Origin of the sequence: Halorhodospira sp. 9628, from assembly GCF_022228075.1 — a bacterium.
Lineage (GTDB): Bacteria > Pseudomonadota > Gammaproteobacteria > Nitrococcales > Halorhodospiraceae > Halorhodospira > Halorhodospira halophila_A.
In genome coordinates this window covers 22,981-37,336 of sequence record NZ_JAJNRF010000002.1, presented here as the reverse complement: position 1 = coordinate 37,336, position 14,356 = coordinate 22,981, and the positions used below count along the sequence as shown (strand labels likewise).

The 14,356-nt window shown below is 68.3% G+C and carries 18 protein-coding genes and 1 other RNA gene; 7 read left to right on the top strand and 12 right to left on the bottom strand.

Annotated elements, in window-relative coordinates; genetic code table 11:
- Positions 1-135: 135 nt before the first annotated feature.
- Positions 136-783 carry a hypothetical protein gene (locus LRG10_RS02685; RefSeq protein ID WP_201170091.1) on the bottom strand — a complete coding sequence of 216 codons (648 nt, stop codon included), beginning with the start codon at positions 781-783 and terminating at the stop codon, positions 136-138.
- A gap of 167 nt (positions 784-950) precedes the next feature.
- On the opposite strand from LRG10_RS02685, the gene LRG10_RS02680 reads away from it, so the two are divergent.
- Positions 951-1,475 carry a cytochrome c5 family protein gene (locus LRG10_RS02680; protein ID WP_201170094.1) on the top strand — a complete coding sequence of 175 codons (525 nt, stop codon included), beginning with the start codon at positions 951-953 and terminating at the stop codon, positions 1,473-1,475.
- The gene (locus LRG10_RS02675; protein WP_238634668.1) at positions 1,472-2,842 is read left to right on the top strand and encodes an AarF/ABC1/UbiB kinase family protein; all 1,371 of its coding nucleotides are present in this window, start codon (positions 1,472-1,474) and stop codon (positions 2,840-2,842) included. Before LRG10_RS02680 ends, LRG10_RS02675 begins: the two co-directional genes overlap by 4 nt.
- Positions 2,843-2,852: 10 nt before the next feature.
- Here the strand turns inward: LRG10_RS02675 and LRG10_RS02670 are convergent, their stop codons facing one another.
- The 3 genes from LRG10_RS02670 to menA all read right to left on the bottom strand — a co-directional run bounded on the left by LRG10_RS02670 (position 2,853) and on the right by menA (position 5,249).
- Positions 2,853-3,722, bottom strand: coding sequence for a PH domain-containing protein (locus tag LRG10_RS02670; RefSeq protein WP_201170098.1), 870 nt, complete (start codon positions 3,720-3,722; stop codon positions 2,853-2,855).
- A 9-nt stretch (positions 3,723-3,731) separates the two neighbouring features.
- On the bottom strand, positions 3,732-4,199 hold the full coding sequence (locus LRG10_RS02665; RefSeq protein ID WP_201170100.1) for a DoxX family protein: 468 nt from the start codon (positions 4,197-4,199) through the stop codon (positions 3,732-3,734).
- Positions 4,200-4,322: 123 nt separating this feature from the next.
- Positions 4,323-5,249, bottom strand: coding sequence for a 1,4-dihydroxy-2-naphthoate octaprenyltransferase (gene menA / locus LRG10_RS02660; RefSeq protein ID WP_201170101.1), 927 nt, complete (start codon positions 5,247-5,249; stop codon positions 4,323-4,325).
- A 123-nt stretch (positions 5,250-5,372) separates the two neighbouring features.
- Here menA and LRG10_RS02655 point away from each other — a divergent pair, with 123 nt between their 5' ends.
- Positions 5,373-5,612 carry a MoaD/ThiS family protein gene (locus LRG10_RS02655; RefSeq protein ID WP_201170102.1) on the top strand — a complete coding sequence of 80 codons (240 nt, stop codon included), beginning with the start codon at positions 5,373-5,375 and terminating at the stop codon, positions 5,610-5,612.
- Positions 5,613-5,620: 8 nt separating this feature from the next.
- Here LRG10_RS02655 and LRG10_RS02650 read toward each other — a convergent pair whose 3' ends face one another.
- Entirely contained in the window at positions 5,621-5,830 is a 210-nt protein-coding gene (locus LRG10_RS02650) for a DUF2905 domain-containing protein (protein ID WP_201170103.1), read from the bottom strand.
- A 24-nt stretch (positions 5,831-5,854) separates the two neighbouring features.
- Positions 5,855-6,514: a ribose-5-phosphate isomerase RpiA gene (gene rpiA / locus LRG10_RS02645; protein WP_201242154.1), complete on the bottom strand. Its 660-nt coding sequence runs from the start codon at positions 6,512-6,514 to the stop codon at positions 5,855-5,857.
- A gap of 70 nt (positions 6,515-6,584) precedes the next feature.
- On the opposite strand from rpiA, the gene ilvA reads away from it, so the two are divergent.
- Both ilvA and LRG10_RS02635 read left to right on the top strand, forming a co-directional pair.
- Positions 6,585-8,156, top strand: coding sequence for a threonine ammonia-lyase, biosynthetic (ilvA, locus tag LRG10_RS02640; RefSeq protein WP_238634667.1), 1,572 nt, complete (start codon positions 6,585-6,587; stop codon positions 8,154-8,156).
- A 25-nt stretch (positions 8,157-8,181) separates the two neighbouring features.
- Entirely contained in the window at positions 8,182-9,294 is a 1,113-nt protein-coding gene (locus LRG10_RS02635) for a polysaccharide deacetylase family protein (protein ID WP_201170105.1), read from the top strand.
- Between the two features lie 19 nt (positions 9,295-9,313).
- Here LRG10_RS02635 and LRG10_RS02630 read toward each other — a convergent pair whose 3' ends face one another.
- From LRG10_RS02630 to LRG10_RS02605, 6 genes are all read right to left on the bottom strand, one after another.
- A complete protein-coding gene (locus LRG10_RS02630; RefSeq protein WP_238634666.1) occupies positions 9,314-10,324 on the bottom strand; it encodes a glucosaminidase domain-containing protein in 1,011 nt (336 codons plus the stop codon).
- Between the two features lie 141 nt (positions 10,325-10,465).
- Positions 10,466-10,930, bottom strand: a complete 465-nt coding sequence (locus tag LRG10_RS02625) for an EVE domain-containing protein (protein WP_238633638.1) — start codon at positions 10,928-10,930, stop codon at positions 10,466-10,468.
- Positions 10,927-11,538: a 5-formyltetrahydrofolate cyclo-ligase gene (locus LRG10_RS02620; protein ID WP_201170114.1), complete on the bottom strand. Its 612-nt coding sequence runs from the start codon at positions 11,536-11,538 to the stop codon at positions 10,927-10,929. The genes LRG10_RS02625 and LRG10_RS02620 overlap by 4 nt, the downstream gene beginning before the upstream one ends.
- Positions 11,539-11,592: 54 nt before the next feature.
- A non-coding RNA gene (gene ssrS, locus LRG10_RS02615) (6S RNA) lies at positions 11,593-11,776 on the bottom strand.
- Positions 11,777-11,821: 45 nt separating this feature from the next.
- Positions 11,822-12,112, bottom strand: coding sequence for a cell division protein ZapA (locus tag LRG10_RS02610; protein WP_201170116.1), 291 nt, complete (start codon positions 12,110-12,112; stop codon positions 11,822-11,824).
- A gap of 3 nt (positions 12,113-12,115) precedes the next feature.
- Positions 12,116-12,328: a TIGR02449 family protein gene (locus tag LRG10_RS02605; RefSeq protein WP_201170117.1), complete on the bottom strand. Its 213-nt coding sequence runs from the start codon at positions 12,326-12,328 to the stop codon at positions 12,116-12,118.
- A 117-nt stretch (positions 12,329-12,445) separates the two neighbouring features.
- On the opposite strand from LRG10_RS02605, the gene LRG10_RS02600 reads away from it, so the two are divergent.
- Together LRG10_RS02600 and LRG10_RS02595 are read left to right on the top strand one after the other, a co-directional pair.
- Entirely contained in the window at positions 12,446-13,000 is a 555-nt protein-coding gene (locus LRG10_RS02600; RefSeq protein WP_201170118.1) for a UPF0149 family protein, read from the top strand.
- A complete protein-coding gene (locus tag LRG10_RS02595) occupies positions 12,997-14,355 on the top strand; it encodes an aminopeptidase P N-terminal domain-containing protein (RefSeq protein ID WP_201170119.1) in 1,359 nt (452 codons plus the stop codon). The genes LRG10_RS02600 and LRG10_RS02595 overlap by 4 nt, the downstream gene beginning before the upstream one ends.
- The last annotated feature ends 1 nt before the right edge of the window (position 14,356 follow it).

Genomic DNA, 14,356 nt, shown 5'->3' with positions numbered 1-14,356 from the left:
CGAGGGACCAGAGTAATCACCTATAGCATAGCGCCGGTGCATGCCTGACAACCCGCTTCGATTGCGGGAGAGCGACAAAACGGGGAGGGGGAGAACTTCCAGCCAGCGCACCGCCGCCAGGGCGGTGCGCACCCGTCAATCGCGGGGCAGTCGCCCGCCGTTGAGCTGGCGCAGGATGCGCTGCCCGATGAGCTCGAGCCACAGCGCCCCACGCTCGGCCTGCGCCAGCGCATCGGCGCGCAGGGCTTCCAGGCGCCCCCAGTAGCGCACCAGTAGCCGCATGGTCGCCCAAGCCAGGAAAAACCCCAGACCGTAACCGAGGATGTCGACCAGAGCACCGGGTGCACCGCCACCACCCAAAGCGATCAGGATCCCCCCGTAGAGGATGCCCATCGGGACGAACAGGCCGACCCCCACCACGGCCTCCAGCGCCGTGCGCACGGCGTGACGCGCGGCCCCGAGGTGAGCACGCAGATCCTTGCCCTCCGGAGCACTCAATCCGAGCAGGGGCCACAGTCCGGCGCGGTGGCCCAGGAAGCGCCCAACCCCCATGGCAAAGAGCAGCGCCCAGGCCGGCACTGCGGCGACCGCGGCGGTCACGACAAGGACCACAGCCAGGACCAACGGCCCGAGCAGCACGGCCACCGGCGAGCCGCGTTCCAGGCCATGGCCGGCCCAGATGGCGTCCAGGAAGGCCATCCCCACCCAGTGCAGCAGGTAGTAGATCAGGATGGCGAACACCAGTGCTGCCAGCCCGATCCAGGACTCGCGACTCCAATGCATGGGCACTCCCCCGAATGAATCCTGAGCCACAGCTTACTGATTCCGACTCCGGCGGTGCCAGGGGCAAAACACCCTCGCCGGGACCCTATCGGTGCAGCGTGACGGAAGACCGCACTCCGCCTACACTGCAGAGATAGAGACGCCGGTCTGAGCAAGAGGAGTGCACCATGCACGTGCGGTACTGGATGTTGGTGATCATCGCCGCGGGCCTGCTGGCCCTTTCGGGCTGCAACGATTCATCCGCCCCTGAAACCCCCGAGACGGACGAGACGGGCGATCAGGAGGCGCATTTCGAGCCGGCCGAGGATCCGATGGAGGGCGCCCGCGAGGAGGCGGCAACCGAGGAAGGAAACAACAGCGTGTCGACCGACGAGGCGACATCGGCCGATGAGGAAGCTGAGGCACAGCCAGTGGCCGACCAAACCGAACAGGGCAATGAAGACCACCCCGGACTCGCCATCTACCGCAGTGGCACCGCTCCGAGCTGCCGTTCGTGCCACGACCGCGGCATCGCCGGTGCGCCGGTCCTCGGGCAGGAGGCAGACTGGGCGGACCGCTCGCGCGACATCGACGAGCTGCTCGACGCCACCCTGCGGGGCAAGGGCGCCATGCCGGCCTACCGCGGGCGGGCCGATGAGGACGAACTGATCAAGGCCATCGAGTACATGCTCTCGACCCTCGACAACGCATGAGCGGCAGCGGTGACGAGCGCCGCAGCCGGGCTGTACCCAGCAGCCGGTGGGGTCGCCTCTATCACTTGGGGCGGGCCACCGGCGATCTAGCTCTGGGGATCGGCTGGAGCGGCCTGCGCGACCTGACCGGGGGCGAAGAGGGCCAGGGCCGGATCGAGCTCTCCCCGGAGCGCGCCCGGCGGATTACCGACCGACTCGGGCGCATGCGGGGCGCCGTGATGAAGATGGGCCAGTTGATGTCCATGGACGGCACCGACGTACTGGCCCCCGAGATCGCGGAGATCATGGGCGCACTGCGCCATGAGGCGGAGGCGATGCCGCTAAGCCAGCTCGACAGCGTCCTGCGCCGCGAGTTCGGCAAAGGGTGGCTCAAGCGGTTCCGTGATTTTGACTTCACCCCCGTAGCCGCCGCCTCGATCGGCCAGGTCCATCGTGCCGTGGCCGCCGACGGGCGGGAACTGGCGCTGAAGATCCAGTTCCCCGGGGTGCGCGAGAGCATCGACAGCGACCTGGACAATCTCGGTTTCGTGATGCGTCACAGCGGCCTCATGCCGCGCGGCCTACGCGTCGAGAGCCTGCTCGACGAGGCGAGGCGCCAGCTTCACCAGGAGGCCGACTATGAGGCGGAAGCCGACGCCCTGGAGGCCTACGACCGGGCGCTGGGCGACGACCCGGAGATCACCCTGCCCGGCGTGCACCGGGACCTGACCACCCCCCGGGTGCTGGCCATGGACTATGTCCACGGCACCCCGGTCGATCAGCTGGCCGGTCGGGGCGGCGAGCCGGCTTCCCTGTGCGATCATGCGGCCTCGTTGCTCAGCCGGCTGGCGTTGCGCGAGCTCTTCGAGTTCCGCCTGGTGCAGACCGACCCCAATTTCAGCAACTTCCTCTACGACGCCGAACGCGGCTGCCTGGTGCTGCTCGATTTCGGCGCCACGCACTCGGTGCGCCCCGAACTGGTCGAAACCTATCGGCGCATGGGGCGCGCCGCTCGGGATCGGGACCGTGAGGTCTTGCAGTCGTGCGCACGGGAACTCGGGTATCTGGGGCCTGGCGCGTCAGCGGAGCAGGAGGGGGCGCTACTGGAGCTGCTGGAGATGACCAGTGAGCCGCTGCGTCACCAAGGGGCCTACGACTTCGGCGCGTCGGACCTGTTCGAGCGGGTCTACCACCGGGGCCGGACCATGTTCTTCAGCGACCGCTTCGCCGGGACGCCAGCCTCCGATACCCTGTTCCTGCACCGCAAGTTCATGGGCACCTTCATGCTCTGCCGGCGCCTGCAGGCACGGGTCGACCTGCGCGGCCTCATCGACCCGTACCTGGCGGACACCGGGGTCGACTCGCCACCGCGGCCGACTACGGGGTAACCGCGAGGGCCTACAGACCTCGATCGACGATGTGGCGCAGACCGTCGGGATCGACAATGCCCGGCACCTTGAAGCTGGTGCCGTCCTTGCAGACGAAGCTCAGGCGTCCGTATCCGAGGATGCGCCCCATCCAGCCGTAGTAGACCCCGACGGCCTGGATATGCTCACGCTCGAAGACACGCGCCGTGCGCACGATCAGACCGGTACCGGCGATCAGCTTGTTCGGCGTCAGCTCCAGCTCGGTGTTGAGGAAGATGCTGAGCGAATGGGCCGCGGTGCCGGGCAGCACGATCAAATAGAGGATGGTGGCCAGGACGTACCCGAAGGTACCCAGAGGCGCCAGCACGAGCAGCAGCGTCGCGGTCAGCACCAGGATGGTGGGCAGGAAAACCCCCCAGTGCACCTCGGCCTGGTAGACGATTGGCTCGCCCGGATCGCGCACCGTATCCGCCAGACGCTCTCGATCGCGCAGGGAGAAGGCCAGCAGCCCCAGTATCACCGCCGGCGGCAGCAGCATGGTTCCGGCCACCAGCAACATGGTCCCGGGAGCGGTCCCGAACCACGCCACCCCGATGACCAGGCACAGCAGCGACGCGAAGGCGATACCGCCGGCGCTGATGTACAGCCGGCGCCGCCAGCACAGGCCATCACGCACGCCCTCGGCTGAGTGCCGCGGCCACCAGCGCATCAGCGCCGAGACCAGCGCAGCCGGGAAGAGGACGACGAACGCCAGCAGGAAGCCGAATGCACCCTCGCCCCAGACGATGAACGTCCCGACCAGGGCGACCAGCGCACCGATGGCCAGGGCAATGTTCAGCCAGCGCCCCAGCCGGCTTTTCCAAGTTCCCTCCGCGGGCGTGGAAGCCTCTTCCTCGCTCATGGCACCTCCTCAGGGGGTCAGCCGCGCGACACGCTCGCGCACCAGGTGGTCAACACCGAGCCGGCCGGAACCGACCAGCATGAACGCCAGGGCGACGAAGGCGTAGAGCACGGCCATCTCGGCGCTCGGGCCATCCACGGCGAACAGCGGGTCGCCCGCGGCGAAATGCACCCCGAAAGCGGCAACCAGCATGGTGCCGAGGATCACCGCAGCCGCGGGGCGGGTCAGCAGGCCGGCGGCGAGTAGCAGGCCTCCGATCAACTCGGCGATCCCCGCCAGCCAGGCAAAGAACAGGGGCACCGGCAGGCCGATGCCCTCCACCATACCGACGAACCCCTCCTGGGGCGGGATCTTGGGCAAACCGTGGCCCACGGCCATCATCAGTCCGGCGCCAACCCGCAGCGCGGTCAACCCCGCATCAGCGACCAGCGTAGCCGGGGCCACCCCTCCGAAAAGCAGATCTCGCGCCGTTTGCATGATCGCTAGCCTCTCTCCTGTGCCTATTGAATCCGTGCGGTGACGACCAACCGGGCGGTCAATCGGACCATAACGCTTGCCCCGGATGCCTTCAACAAGCATCCATGGCGCCGGGCCCGGCCCCTAGGCGATCCCGTGGAGGTAGGCCCCGGCGACCAGCCCCGCGCCGGCGACGAGGGCGAGCAGCAGCTGGAACACCCCGGTACGGGCCAGGCAGCGATTGTAATCCTCGCCGCTGCTCGCACCCATCAGCGAGCGCCAGATGCGCACCCCGAAGGGCAGCACGGCCAGCCCCAGGGCCGCACCGGTCCACGGCACCCCGAACGCGGCCAACCCGAGCAAGCCCAGCGCCACGCCAGCCAGCAGCCCGCCGAACAGCCAGACCGATCCCAAGGGCCCTAGCAGGATGGCCAGCGTCCAGCGCCCGGCCTCACGGTCTCCCTCGCGGTCGCGCAAGTTATTGACCAGGAGCACCGCGGCCGCGGGCAACCCGACGGCCAGTCCCATCACCAGCGCCGGGGGGCTGATCGCCCCCGTATACAGATAGACCACACCACCGACGGCAACCAGCCCGAAGAAGAAGATGACGAACAACTCGCCGAAGGGGCCGCGTGAGATCGGGAACGGCCCCCCGGAATACGCGTAACCGGCCAGCACCGAGAGGATACCCAGCACCAGGATCGGCAACCCGCCGATGGCCACCAGGTAGGCACCGCAGACCAGGGCCAGAGCAAAGGCGCTGTAGGCGGCCGCCATGACCTGGCGCGGGGTGAGCCAACCGCGCTCGGTAACCCGCACCGGACCGATCCGCTCGGCGCTATCGGTCTGATTGAGGGTGTCGGCGGCATCGTTCTGCAGATTGGTTCCGATCTGGATCGCCGCGGTGGAAAGCGCCGCAACCAGGGTCACGTCCAGGCGCAGGACACCACTTTCCACCCAGCCCACAGCGGAGCCGGCGAGGATCGGGGACAGCGAAAGCGGCAGCGTGCGCGGCCGGATCGCGTGCCAGGCGATCGTTGGCCAGGACGGGCGCGGGGACGTTTGCGTCATCGACCGATCCATGCGAGAACCTGTTCAGCGGCAAGAACGAACGGAGCGCGAACCGCGCCGGGATGCGGCGATTGTGACCGGTCCGCGGGGAGAGGTCCAGCCTGGCGGGGGAGGGAGACGGCCATGCAACTGGAACTGTACGGGGTACTGACCGAGGCCGCCGGAGCAACCCGGCTCGAGCTGCCGGCCCCGCCCGAGGGCACGGTGGCCGCGGCGCTCGATGCGGCCGCCGTGGCCTGCCCGGGGCTGGCCGAGCACCTGCCGCAGGTGGCCGTGGCCGTGGGCGATACCCTGGTCCCGCCGGATACGCGGGTGGACGACGACAGCGTCCTGGTTCTGCTGCCACCGGTCAGCGGTGGCTAGCCCTGGGGCTATTTGCGGAACAGCCACAGCAGCAGGGTCACCACCGCGCTGACCAGCAGCATGGTGGTGATGGGGAAGTAGAAGCGGAATCCATCGCGCTCGATGGCGATGTCCCCGGGCAGGCGACCCAGACCGAGCTTGTCGATCCAGGGCCAGGCGAGCCCGACCAGAACCAGCAGGATCCCGAGGACGATGAGCAGGCGAGGGATGTCCGACAACACGACCTCCCGTTGCGGACGCCCTTACTCGGCCGTCAGACGCCGGACCCCCGAGTCGCTGCCGAGCAGCAGCAAATCCGCCGGGCGCAGGGCGAAGATCCCGTTGGTCACCACGCCGGGGATATTGTTCAGGGTCTGCTCGAGCTTCATGGGCTCGGTGATCGACAGACCGTGAACGTCGAGGATCACGTTCCCGTTGTCGGTGGTGAACCCCTCGCGCAGCTCCGGCCGGCCGCCGAGCCGAACCAGCTCCCGGGCCACGGTGCTGCGCGCCATCGGGATCACCTCCACCGGAAGCGGGAAGGCACCGAGGACATCGACCATCTTGCCCTCATCGGCCACGCAGACGAACCGGTCCGAGGCCGAAGCAACGATCTTTTCGCGGGTCAGCGCCCCGCCACCGCCCTTGATCAGTTGCAGGAAGCGGTTGGCCTCGTCGGCCCCGTCGATGTAGACCGGCAAGCGGCCGGCACTGTTGAGGTCGGTCACGTCGATGCCGCGGTCACGCAGCCGCTGGGTGCTGGCCTCCGAGCTGGAGACCGCCCCGGCGATGCGATCGCGCATGTCTGCCAGGGCATCGATGAACAGATTGACCGTCGAGCCAGTCCCGACGCCGACATAGGCGTCTTCCTCGACGTACTCCAGCGCCGCCTCGGCGGCCAGACGCTTGCCCTGATCGCTCATCTCGACTCCTGATGCATTTTGATCCAAGTGGGTTCGGTACGACCGCCGCTAGCGGTATGCTGTAGGTGATATGGCTACCCATCATAACCAAGTCAAGCCCGACGCCGACAAACCGGCGCTGGAACAGGATCAGCGCGCCTACCTTGAGCGCATCCTGACCGCCTGTGTCTACGACGTCGCCGAGCAGACGCCGCTGGAGGCCGCGCCGATCCTCTCAGCGCGCATGGGCAACCACCTGCTGCTCAAGCGCGAGGATCTCCAGCCGGTCTTCTCCTTCAAGCTGCGCGGCGCCTACAACCGCATCATCCGCCTTTCCGAGGAGGCCCGCCAACGCGGAGTGATCTGCGCTTCGGCGGGCAACCACGCCCAGGGTGTTGCGCTCTCGGCGCGACGGCTCGGCATCGAGGCCACCATCGTCATGCCGCGGACCACACCGCAGATCAAGGTGGACGCGGTGCGCCGCTTCGGCGGCAACGTCGTGCTGCACGGCGACGGCTACGACGCCGCGTCGGGCAAGGCGCAAGAACTGATCGACAGCCACGGCCTGACCTACATCCCACCCTACGACCACCCGGACGTCATCGCCGGCCAGGGCACGGTGGGCATGGAGATCCTCCACCAGCACCCGCGCGACATCCATGCCGTGTTCATCCCGGTCGGTGGCGGCGGACTGGCCGCGGGCATCGCCGTCTACATCAGCCAGCTGCGCCCGGATATCCGCATCGTGGCCGTCGAGCCCGAGGATGCCCCGACCCTGGCCACCAGCCTCGAGCGCGACGAGCGCGTCCGCCTCGATCAGGTGGGGCTGTTCGCGGACGGCGTGGCGGTGCGCCAGATCGGCGAGCATACCTGGCCCATCCTGCGCCGCCACATCGACGAGGTGGTGCTGGTCAGTACCGATGAGATTTGCGCGTCGATCAAGGAGGTCTTCGAGGAGACCCGCTCCATTCTGGAGCCGGCCGGGGCACTCGGTGTGGCTGGCGCCAAGAAATACGCCAGCGCGCACGGCATCCGCAACGAAACCCTGGTGGCGATCAACAGCGGCGCCAACATGAACTTCTCACGGCTGTCCCACGTAGCCGAGCGCGCCGAGCTGGGTGAGCACCGCGAGGCGGTGCTGGCGGTGACCATCCCCGAGCGCCCGGGCGCCTTCCGGCGCTTCTGCGAGACCATCGGCGAACGACCGATCACCGAGTTCAACTACCGCATGGCCGACCCGGACACCGCCCACGTCTACGCCGGAATCGCCCTGCAGGAGGGCGACCAGGAGCGCCACGCCCTGATCGACCGGCTGCGCGAACAGGGGTACCCCGTGCTCGACCTAACCCGGGACGAGATGGCGAAGGTCCACGTGCGCCACATGGTCGGCGGCCGTGGGCACGGTGTCGCCGACGAGGTGGTCTACCGCTTCGAGTTCCCGGAGCGCCCCGGTGCATTGATGCAGTTCCTGGCCAGCCTGGGGGGACGCTGGAACATCAGCCTGTTCCACTACCGCAACAATGGCGCCGCTTACGGTCGGGTCCTCTGCGGGATCCAGGTGCCCGCCGACGCGCGCGAGGCCTTCCAGGAGTTCCTGCACGAACTCGACTACAGCTGCGTCGAGGAGACGGACAACCCGGCTTACAAGCTGTTCCTGAGCTGAGCCCGCGCACACGAGGAGATCCGTTATGCACGCACGCACCTGGCTGCCGCTCGGCATCACCCTGGCCGCCCTAACGGCGGGCGGCAGCAGCCACGCCCTCGGGCAACAGCCGCCGGAAAAGGATCCGCAGGCCGAGCCCCGGGGCAGCGCCGTCGTCTTCATGTATCACCGCTTCGGCGAGGACCGCTATCCGTCCACCAGCGTCCGGCTCGAGCAGTTCGAGGCACAGCTCGACTACCTTGAGGAGGAGGACTTCAACGTCTGGCCCGTCGAGTGGGTCATCGACGTGCTCCGCCACGGTGGCGAGCTCCCGGAACGGACGGTATCGATTACCGTCGATGACGCCTACGCCTCCGTGTACGAGGAGGCGTTCCCCCGCCTGAAGGAGCGCGACTGGCCAATGACGGTCTTCGTCGCCACCGACGACGTCGACTCGGGCCGCTCCGCCTATATGGACTGGGAGCAGATGCGCGAGATGCGCGACTCGGGCCTCGTCCGCTTCGCCAATCACTCCTCCAGCCACGACTACCTCGTCCGCCGGGATGACGAGGAGGACGACGAGGCGTGGCGGGCGCGCATGCGCGAGGACGTCGACAACGCCCAGCAGCGCCTGCAGGAGGAACTCGGCGAGGACGTGAACACCGACCCGAAGCTCTACGCCTACCCCTTCGGCGAGTACAACCCGGAACTGGCCGACCTGCTTCGTGACAAGGGGTACACCGCTTTCGGACAGCATTCCGGGGCCATCGGAACACTCAGCGACAAGCGTGCCCTGCCGCGCTTCGCGGTCAACGAACAGTTCGGCGACATGGAGGACTTCGAACTGCGTGCCAACAGCCTGCCGCTGCCCGTCGAGTCGATGGAACCCTTCGACCCGCTCCTCGACGCGGACAACAACCCGCCGCGCATGGAGATCCAGCTGGCCGAGGACCACGACGTCGGCGCCGGCCGCCTGAACTGCTTCGCCAGTGGCCAGGGGGCGATGGAGGTGGAATGGCTGGACGACGAGCAGACCCGCTTCGCCGTGCAGGCCGAGGAGCCCTTCGGCAAGGGTCGCGCCCGCTACAACTGCACCGCACCGCACCGCGACGGCAGCGGGCGCTTCTTCTGGTTCAGCAAGCAGTGGCTCAACCCCTGACCCGGGGCGGCGGAGGCGATCACTCGCCGGCCGCCTCCGCCTCGTCCGGCCCCCCGGCTTCGGCCAGCTGCGTCGGCTCGTGCTCGACCTCGTCGAGACGCAGGCCGTTGATCCGTGCGAGTTCGTTGAAACGGATCATCGAGCGCACCTCTTCAACGTAGGCCTGGCCGCGTTCCGAGTAGGCCGTCAATCCGGCGCTCAGTGCCTCCCCGTCGAGCTCCCGCGCCTCATCCCGCATCTCGGCGCGCAGATCACGCAGATCGTCGTAGGCGTGCCCGACATTGAGGGTGAAGTAGTAGGAGCGCACGGAGCGCTGCAGGGACGGGAAAACCCGGATGCGGTGGCTCTCACCTTCGCCGCGACGCTCGGGGACCAGACCCTCCTCCTGCGTCCAGGTCCACTCGCCGAAGAGGTTGTTGGCCTGCCGGGTGAAGCGCGAGGTTCCCCAGCCGCTCTCGTTGGCGGCCTGGGCCAGAGCCATATCCGGCGGGATCTCGTCGAGCCGGTGGAGCAACACCTCAATGGCATCGTCGTCGTCGAGATCGACCCGGTAGTGCTCGGCCAGGGCCTCCAGGCGCTCGCCGGCGGCACCGTCGAGCTCGTCGCGACGGGCCCCGGCCTCGACCACGAACGCGCGGGCCTCGCGCAGACGGGCATTTTCTGCCAGTACGATGGGCGTCAGGATACGGAAGAAGACCTCCTTGCGGGTCTGCACGTCCACCTCGTCGAGGTCCTCGGGGAAGCTATCCGCAGTCACCGCCGGAACCACTTCGTCGGGAGGCCACTGCTCGCCGCCGTGCTCGCGCAGACGCTCAAGCAGAACCTCACTGCTGTCGGCTTCGATGAAGGTCAGCTCGGGGACCCGAAACGGCTCCGGATCCACGACCTCCGGCGGTGGCTGCCCGTCGACCCGCTCCTCAAACGACTGGTAACCCCAGTAAGCCACCGGCGCGGCGAAAAACACCGCCAGGATCGCGCTGATGACCAACCAGCGCCCCATGCGCCAGTCTCTGGTGCCGGATTCGTTCATGATCGCGTCGGCTCCCTTTTGTGGGCTGATGCCGGCGCTGCCATGGCGCCGGCCCGTGGAGAGGGGATCGGCCGCGTCGACGGGAAGATGAGCCCACCGACCGCGGACGCCGGCGACGCACCCGGGTTGGAAAGGCCCCGCTCAGTCGTCGGCCAGGCGGAGGATGGCCGTCCACTGCGCCTCGGTGACCGGGACAATGGACAGACGATTGCCCCGCCGGATCAACGGGAACCCCTCAAGCTCGGGGCACTCCCGCAGCTCCTGAAGGGTGACCCGGCGGGACAGGCGCTCGCGAAAGCGGACATCGACGCAGAACCAGCGGGGCGCCTCCGGGGTGCTTTTCGGGTCGTAGTGGGGGTCGTCAGGATCGAAAGCCGTAGGATCCGGGTAAGGGTCGCTGACCACCTCCATCAACCCGACCACCCCCGGCGGACGGGTGTTGGAGTGGTAGAAGAAGGCCACATCACCCGGACGCATGTGATCACGGATCATGTTGCGCACCTGGTAATTGCGCACCCCATCCCAACGATCAGTCCCCTGCGGGGCCGCAGCGAGATCCTCGATGCCGAACACGTCGGGCTCGGACTTCATCAACCAGCGGTTCATGCCGCCTCCTGCCGGATCGTGCGTACCGGCAGACTGACATAGCCACGCTCGGTGATCACCCCGTCCAGGGGCAGGTCCCAGGCTTCGCCGGGCAGTTCCGCCACCTGCTGCGTGCTGAACGCCAGGCCAACGATCCGCGGAGGGTGCCAGGGGTAGCGGCGCATTCGGGCGAAGGTGGCGTCGTAGAATCCGCCGCCCATACCGAGCCGCCGCCCGGCGGGATCAAAGGCAACCAGCGGAGCCAGCACCAGATCCAGCCCCCGCACCGGCACCTCGTCCGCCAGCGCGGGCGGCGGCTCGGGGACTCCGTACCGATTGGGGCGCAGCGGAGTGCCCGGGACCCAGCGCCGGAAGGCCATGCGGCGACCGTGCCGACGCAACGCCGGCAGGTAGACAGCCCTCCCGCGCTGGTGCAGTGCCGTGAGGATCGCCCCGGTAGGCGCCTCGCCGTCGGCGTCGAGGTATCCGGCTACGCGATGCAGGCCCCGGGTCACGACCAGCCTGAGCACCTCGTCGCGCAAGCGGAGTCCGGCACGACGACGGTCGCTGGCAGGGATCCGGCGACGGTGCTCGCGCAAGCGACGGCGGATGTCGCGCTTGGCAGCCAAGGCGGCACTCCTCGACACAAGGGGGAAGGAGGTATGCGCGGCAAGGGAAAAAGGACACCCCCCGCGTATGCCGTACAGGCCTGCCCTTGAACCCTTCGGTTCAGGTAGGGACGGGGGGAGCTGCCTTAGGCTTTCCGCTCGAAGCGGACATGCACACCGGTCAACCCACGCCCGGTCCCTTGGGCATTGCTCTGAGGCTCAAGATAACTCGGCCTGAGATCGAACACCGCAGGGGATGCCGTGACTCCATGATCACCCACGGCAGGGTTTCGTGCAAGCAATCTCAGGAGCCACCGTCGACAGCCTCCGAAATGCGCGCGTCCAGCCGGGCCAGGCGCTGGCGTACGTCTGCCAGCTGCTCGTTCTCGGCCTGGACGCTGAGCAGTTCGTAGGCGATGTTCAGCGCCGCCACCACGGCAACCCGATCCGTGCCGACCACATTGCCGCTCTTGCGGATCTCGCGCATCTTGCGATCCACATAGTCCGCGGACTGCAACAGCTCGTTTTTGGCGTCCTCGGGACACGCCACGGTGAAGTCCTGATCGAGGATGCGTACCTTGACCGCTTCGGTCATGCGCTACTGCTCCATCGCCTTGAGCCGGCTGATCATCGACTCGATCTGGGACCGGGCGAGTTCGTTCTTCTCCTGAAGCGCGGCCCGATCCGCCTGGAGCTGCTCCTGCGCCTGGCGAAGCAGGCGGTTTTCTTCGCGCAGGCGCTCGTGCTGGCGCAGCAGCTGCTCGATGCGCTGCTCCAGACGCACCAGCTCTTCGACCGAGTAATCAGACACTTGGAGTCACCTCCCCTGATCGCCGACTATAGTGCGCCGGTCGGGCACGGTCAATCGGCAGCGCCGCTGTTAGGATGGGACCATCCCGGTTCCACGACAGATGAGGGTGGACGAGCCATGGCTTCCGGACAACGTTATCAGGGGGTCGCCGAGGTCCTCGAGGCGGTCGGTACGCCGGTGGGTGCAGCCGAAGCCCACGGGATGCTGGCCGGTATGCTCAGCGGCACCGGCGAGGCCGGGCAGGCGCACTGGATCGCCGAGGTGCTGGCGGATACCGAACCGCGCGGCGAGTCGGCCCGCGCCTGCCTAGAGACCCTGACGCTGCTCTACGACGAAACCGCCACCGAACTCGCTGACGACGCCATGGGCTTTGCGCCGCTGCTGCCGCCCGAGGACGAGCCGCTGAACGAGCGGGTCCGCGCCCTGGCCGCCTGGGGCAGCGGGTTCCTGTTCGGCATCGGCCGGACCGAGCCCGGCCAGGACACCGAACTGCCCGCCGAGGTCCGCGAGTTCCTCAGCGACCTGGCCGAGATCGCCCGGGTTGCCGCCGAGCCAGCCGACGACGAGGATGATGAGGCGTCCTACACGGAGCTGCTCGAGTACATCCGCGTCGGCGTCCTGCTCTGCCGCGAGCACATGGGGCACCCGAGCATCGAGGCGCAGAACTCATGAGCGAGGCCATCGACTTCCGGCAGCTCGCCCGCGAGCAGCGGGAGACCCTGGCACGGCGCATGGGCGAGGCCGCGGTGGCGGTGATCCCGGCGGCACGGGAGCAGCCGCGCAATCGCGACGTGGATCATCCGTTCCGCCAGGACAGCGACTTCCGCTACCTCACCGCCTTCCCGGAGCCGGACGCCGTAGCGGTCATCGCCCCGGGCCGGCCCGAAGGCGAGTACATCCTGTTCGTCCGCGAGCGGGATCCCGACGCGGAGCGCTGGGCCGGGGCACGCACCGGTCCCGAGGCGGCCTGTGCGGCCTACGGCGCTGACCAGGCTTGGCCGCTGAGCGAGCTTGATCAACGCCTGCCCGATCTGCTCGTCGGCCGGGAGCGGCTCATCGGTCCGCTGGGGCGCGACGAACACTGGGATCGCAGGCTGCTGCAATGGCTGCAGGCCGGCCGCGAACGCGCCCGTGGCCTAAGCGTGGCGCCGAGCAGCATCGAACTGCTCGATCACAACATCCACGAGCAGCGCCTGATCAAGCGCCCGGCTGAACTGGAGGCCATGCGCAGGGCCGCCGGCATCTCGGTGGCCGCCCACCGGCGCGCCATGCAGGTGGTGCAGCCGGACATGCCCGAGTACACCCTGGCTGCCGAACTGCTCGGCATCTTCCATCGCCACGGCGGCGAGGCGGCCTACCCGAGCATTGTCGCTGGGGGCGCCAACGCCTGCGTGCTCCACTACATCACCCTGCGCGACCGGTTGCGCGAGGGCGATCTGGTGCTCATCGACGCCGGCGCCGAGGTGGACGGCTACGCCGCGGACATCACCCGCACCTTCCCGGTCAGCGGCTCCTTCAGCGCCGAACAGCGGGCCGTCTACGACGTGGTCCTCGCCGCCCAGGAGGCAGCTATCGAGCAGGTGCGCAGCGGCAACGACTTCGACGCCTTCCACCGCACCGCCACGCGCATCCTCACCCAGGGCATGGTGGATCTTGGCTGGCTTGAAGGCGAAGTCGACGGCCTGATCGAGCAGGGCGCCCACCGGCGCTTCTTCCCGCACCGCACCGGGCACTGGCTGGGACTGGACGTGCACGACGTCGGCAGCTATGCAGTAGAGGGAGCGTGGCGCGTCCTCCATCCCGGCATGGTGGTGACCGTCGAGCCGGGGCTCTATTGCCCACCGGGCAGCGAGGAGGTGGACCGTCGCTGGCACGGGATCGGCGTGCGTATCGAGGACGACGTGGTTGTCGAACGGGAGACTCCGCGCGTGCTCACCAGCGGCGTCCCGAAAACGCCCGAGGCCATCGAGGATCTGATGGGCGCCGTGCGCGGCGCGGGCTACGAGGAAAGTGGAGATTTCGACTGAC

What these genes read in the sequence shown, in the direction of transcription:
- LRG10_RS02685 (WP_201170091.1), bottom strand. Translation starts at nt 783, where the DNA reads ATGCATTGGAGTCGCGAGTCCTGGATCGGGCTGGCAGCACTGGTGTTC.
- LRG10_RS02680 (WP_201170094.1), top strand. Translation starts at nt 951, where the DNA reads ATGCACGTGCGGTACTGGATGTTGGTGATCATCGCCGCGGGCCTGCTG.
- LRG10_RS02675 (WP_238634668.1), top strand. Translation starts at nt 1,472, where the DNA reads ATGAGCGGCAGCGGTGACGAGCGCCGCAGCCGGGCTGTACCCAGCAGC.
- LRG10_RS02670 (WP_201170098.1), bottom strand. Translation starts at nt 3,722, where the DNA reads ATGAGCGAGGAAGAGGCTTCCACGCCCGCGGAGGGAACTTGGAAAAGC.
- LRG10_RS02665 (WP_201170100.1), bottom strand. Translation starts at nt 4,199, where the DNA reads ATGCAAACGGCGCGAGATCTGCTTTTCGGAGGGGTGGCCCCGGCTACG.
- menA (WP_201170101.1), bottom strand. Translation starts at nt 5,249, where the DNA reads ATGACGCAAACGTCCCCGCGCCCGTCCTGGCCAACGATCGCCTGGCAC.
- LRG10_RS02655 (WP_201170102.1), top strand. Translation starts at nt 5,373, where the DNA reads ATGCAACTGGAACTGTACGGGGTACTGACCGAGGCCGCCGGAGCAACC.
- rpiA (WP_201242154.1), bottom strand. Translation starts at nt 6,514, where the DNA reads ATGAGCGATCAGGGCAAGCGTCTGGCCGCCGAGGCGGCGCTGGAGTAC.
- ilvA (WP_238634667.1), top strand. Translation starts at nt 6,585, where the DNA reads ATGGCTACCCATCATAACCAAGTCAAGCCCGACGCCGACAAACCGGCG.
- LRG10_RS02635 (WP_201170105.1), top strand. Translation starts at nt 8,182, where the DNA reads ATGCACGCACGCACCTGGCTGCCGCTCGGCATCACCCTGGCCGCCCTA.
- LRG10_RS02630 (WP_238634666.1), bottom strand. Translation starts at nt 10,324, where the DNA reads ATGAACGAATCCGGCACCAGAGACTGGCGCATGGGGCGCTGGTTGGTC.
- LRG10_RS02625 (WP_238633638.1), bottom strand. Translation starts at nt 10,930, where the DNA reads ATGAACCGCTGGTTGATGAAGTCCGAGCCCGACGTGTTCGGCATCGAG.
- LRG10_RS02610 (WP_201170116.1), bottom strand. Translation starts at nt 12,112, where the DNA reads ATGACCGAAGCGGTCAAGGTACGCATCCTCGATCAGGACTTCACCGTG.
- LRG10_RS02600 (WP_201170118.1), top strand. Translation starts at nt 12,446, where the DNA reads ATGGCTTCCGGACAACGTTATCAGGGGGTCGCCGAGGTCCTCGAGGCG.
- LRG10_RS02595 (WP_201170119.1), top strand. Translation starts at nt 12,997, where the DNA reads ATGAGCGAGGCCATCGACTTCCGGCAGCTCGCCCGCGAGCAGCGGGAG.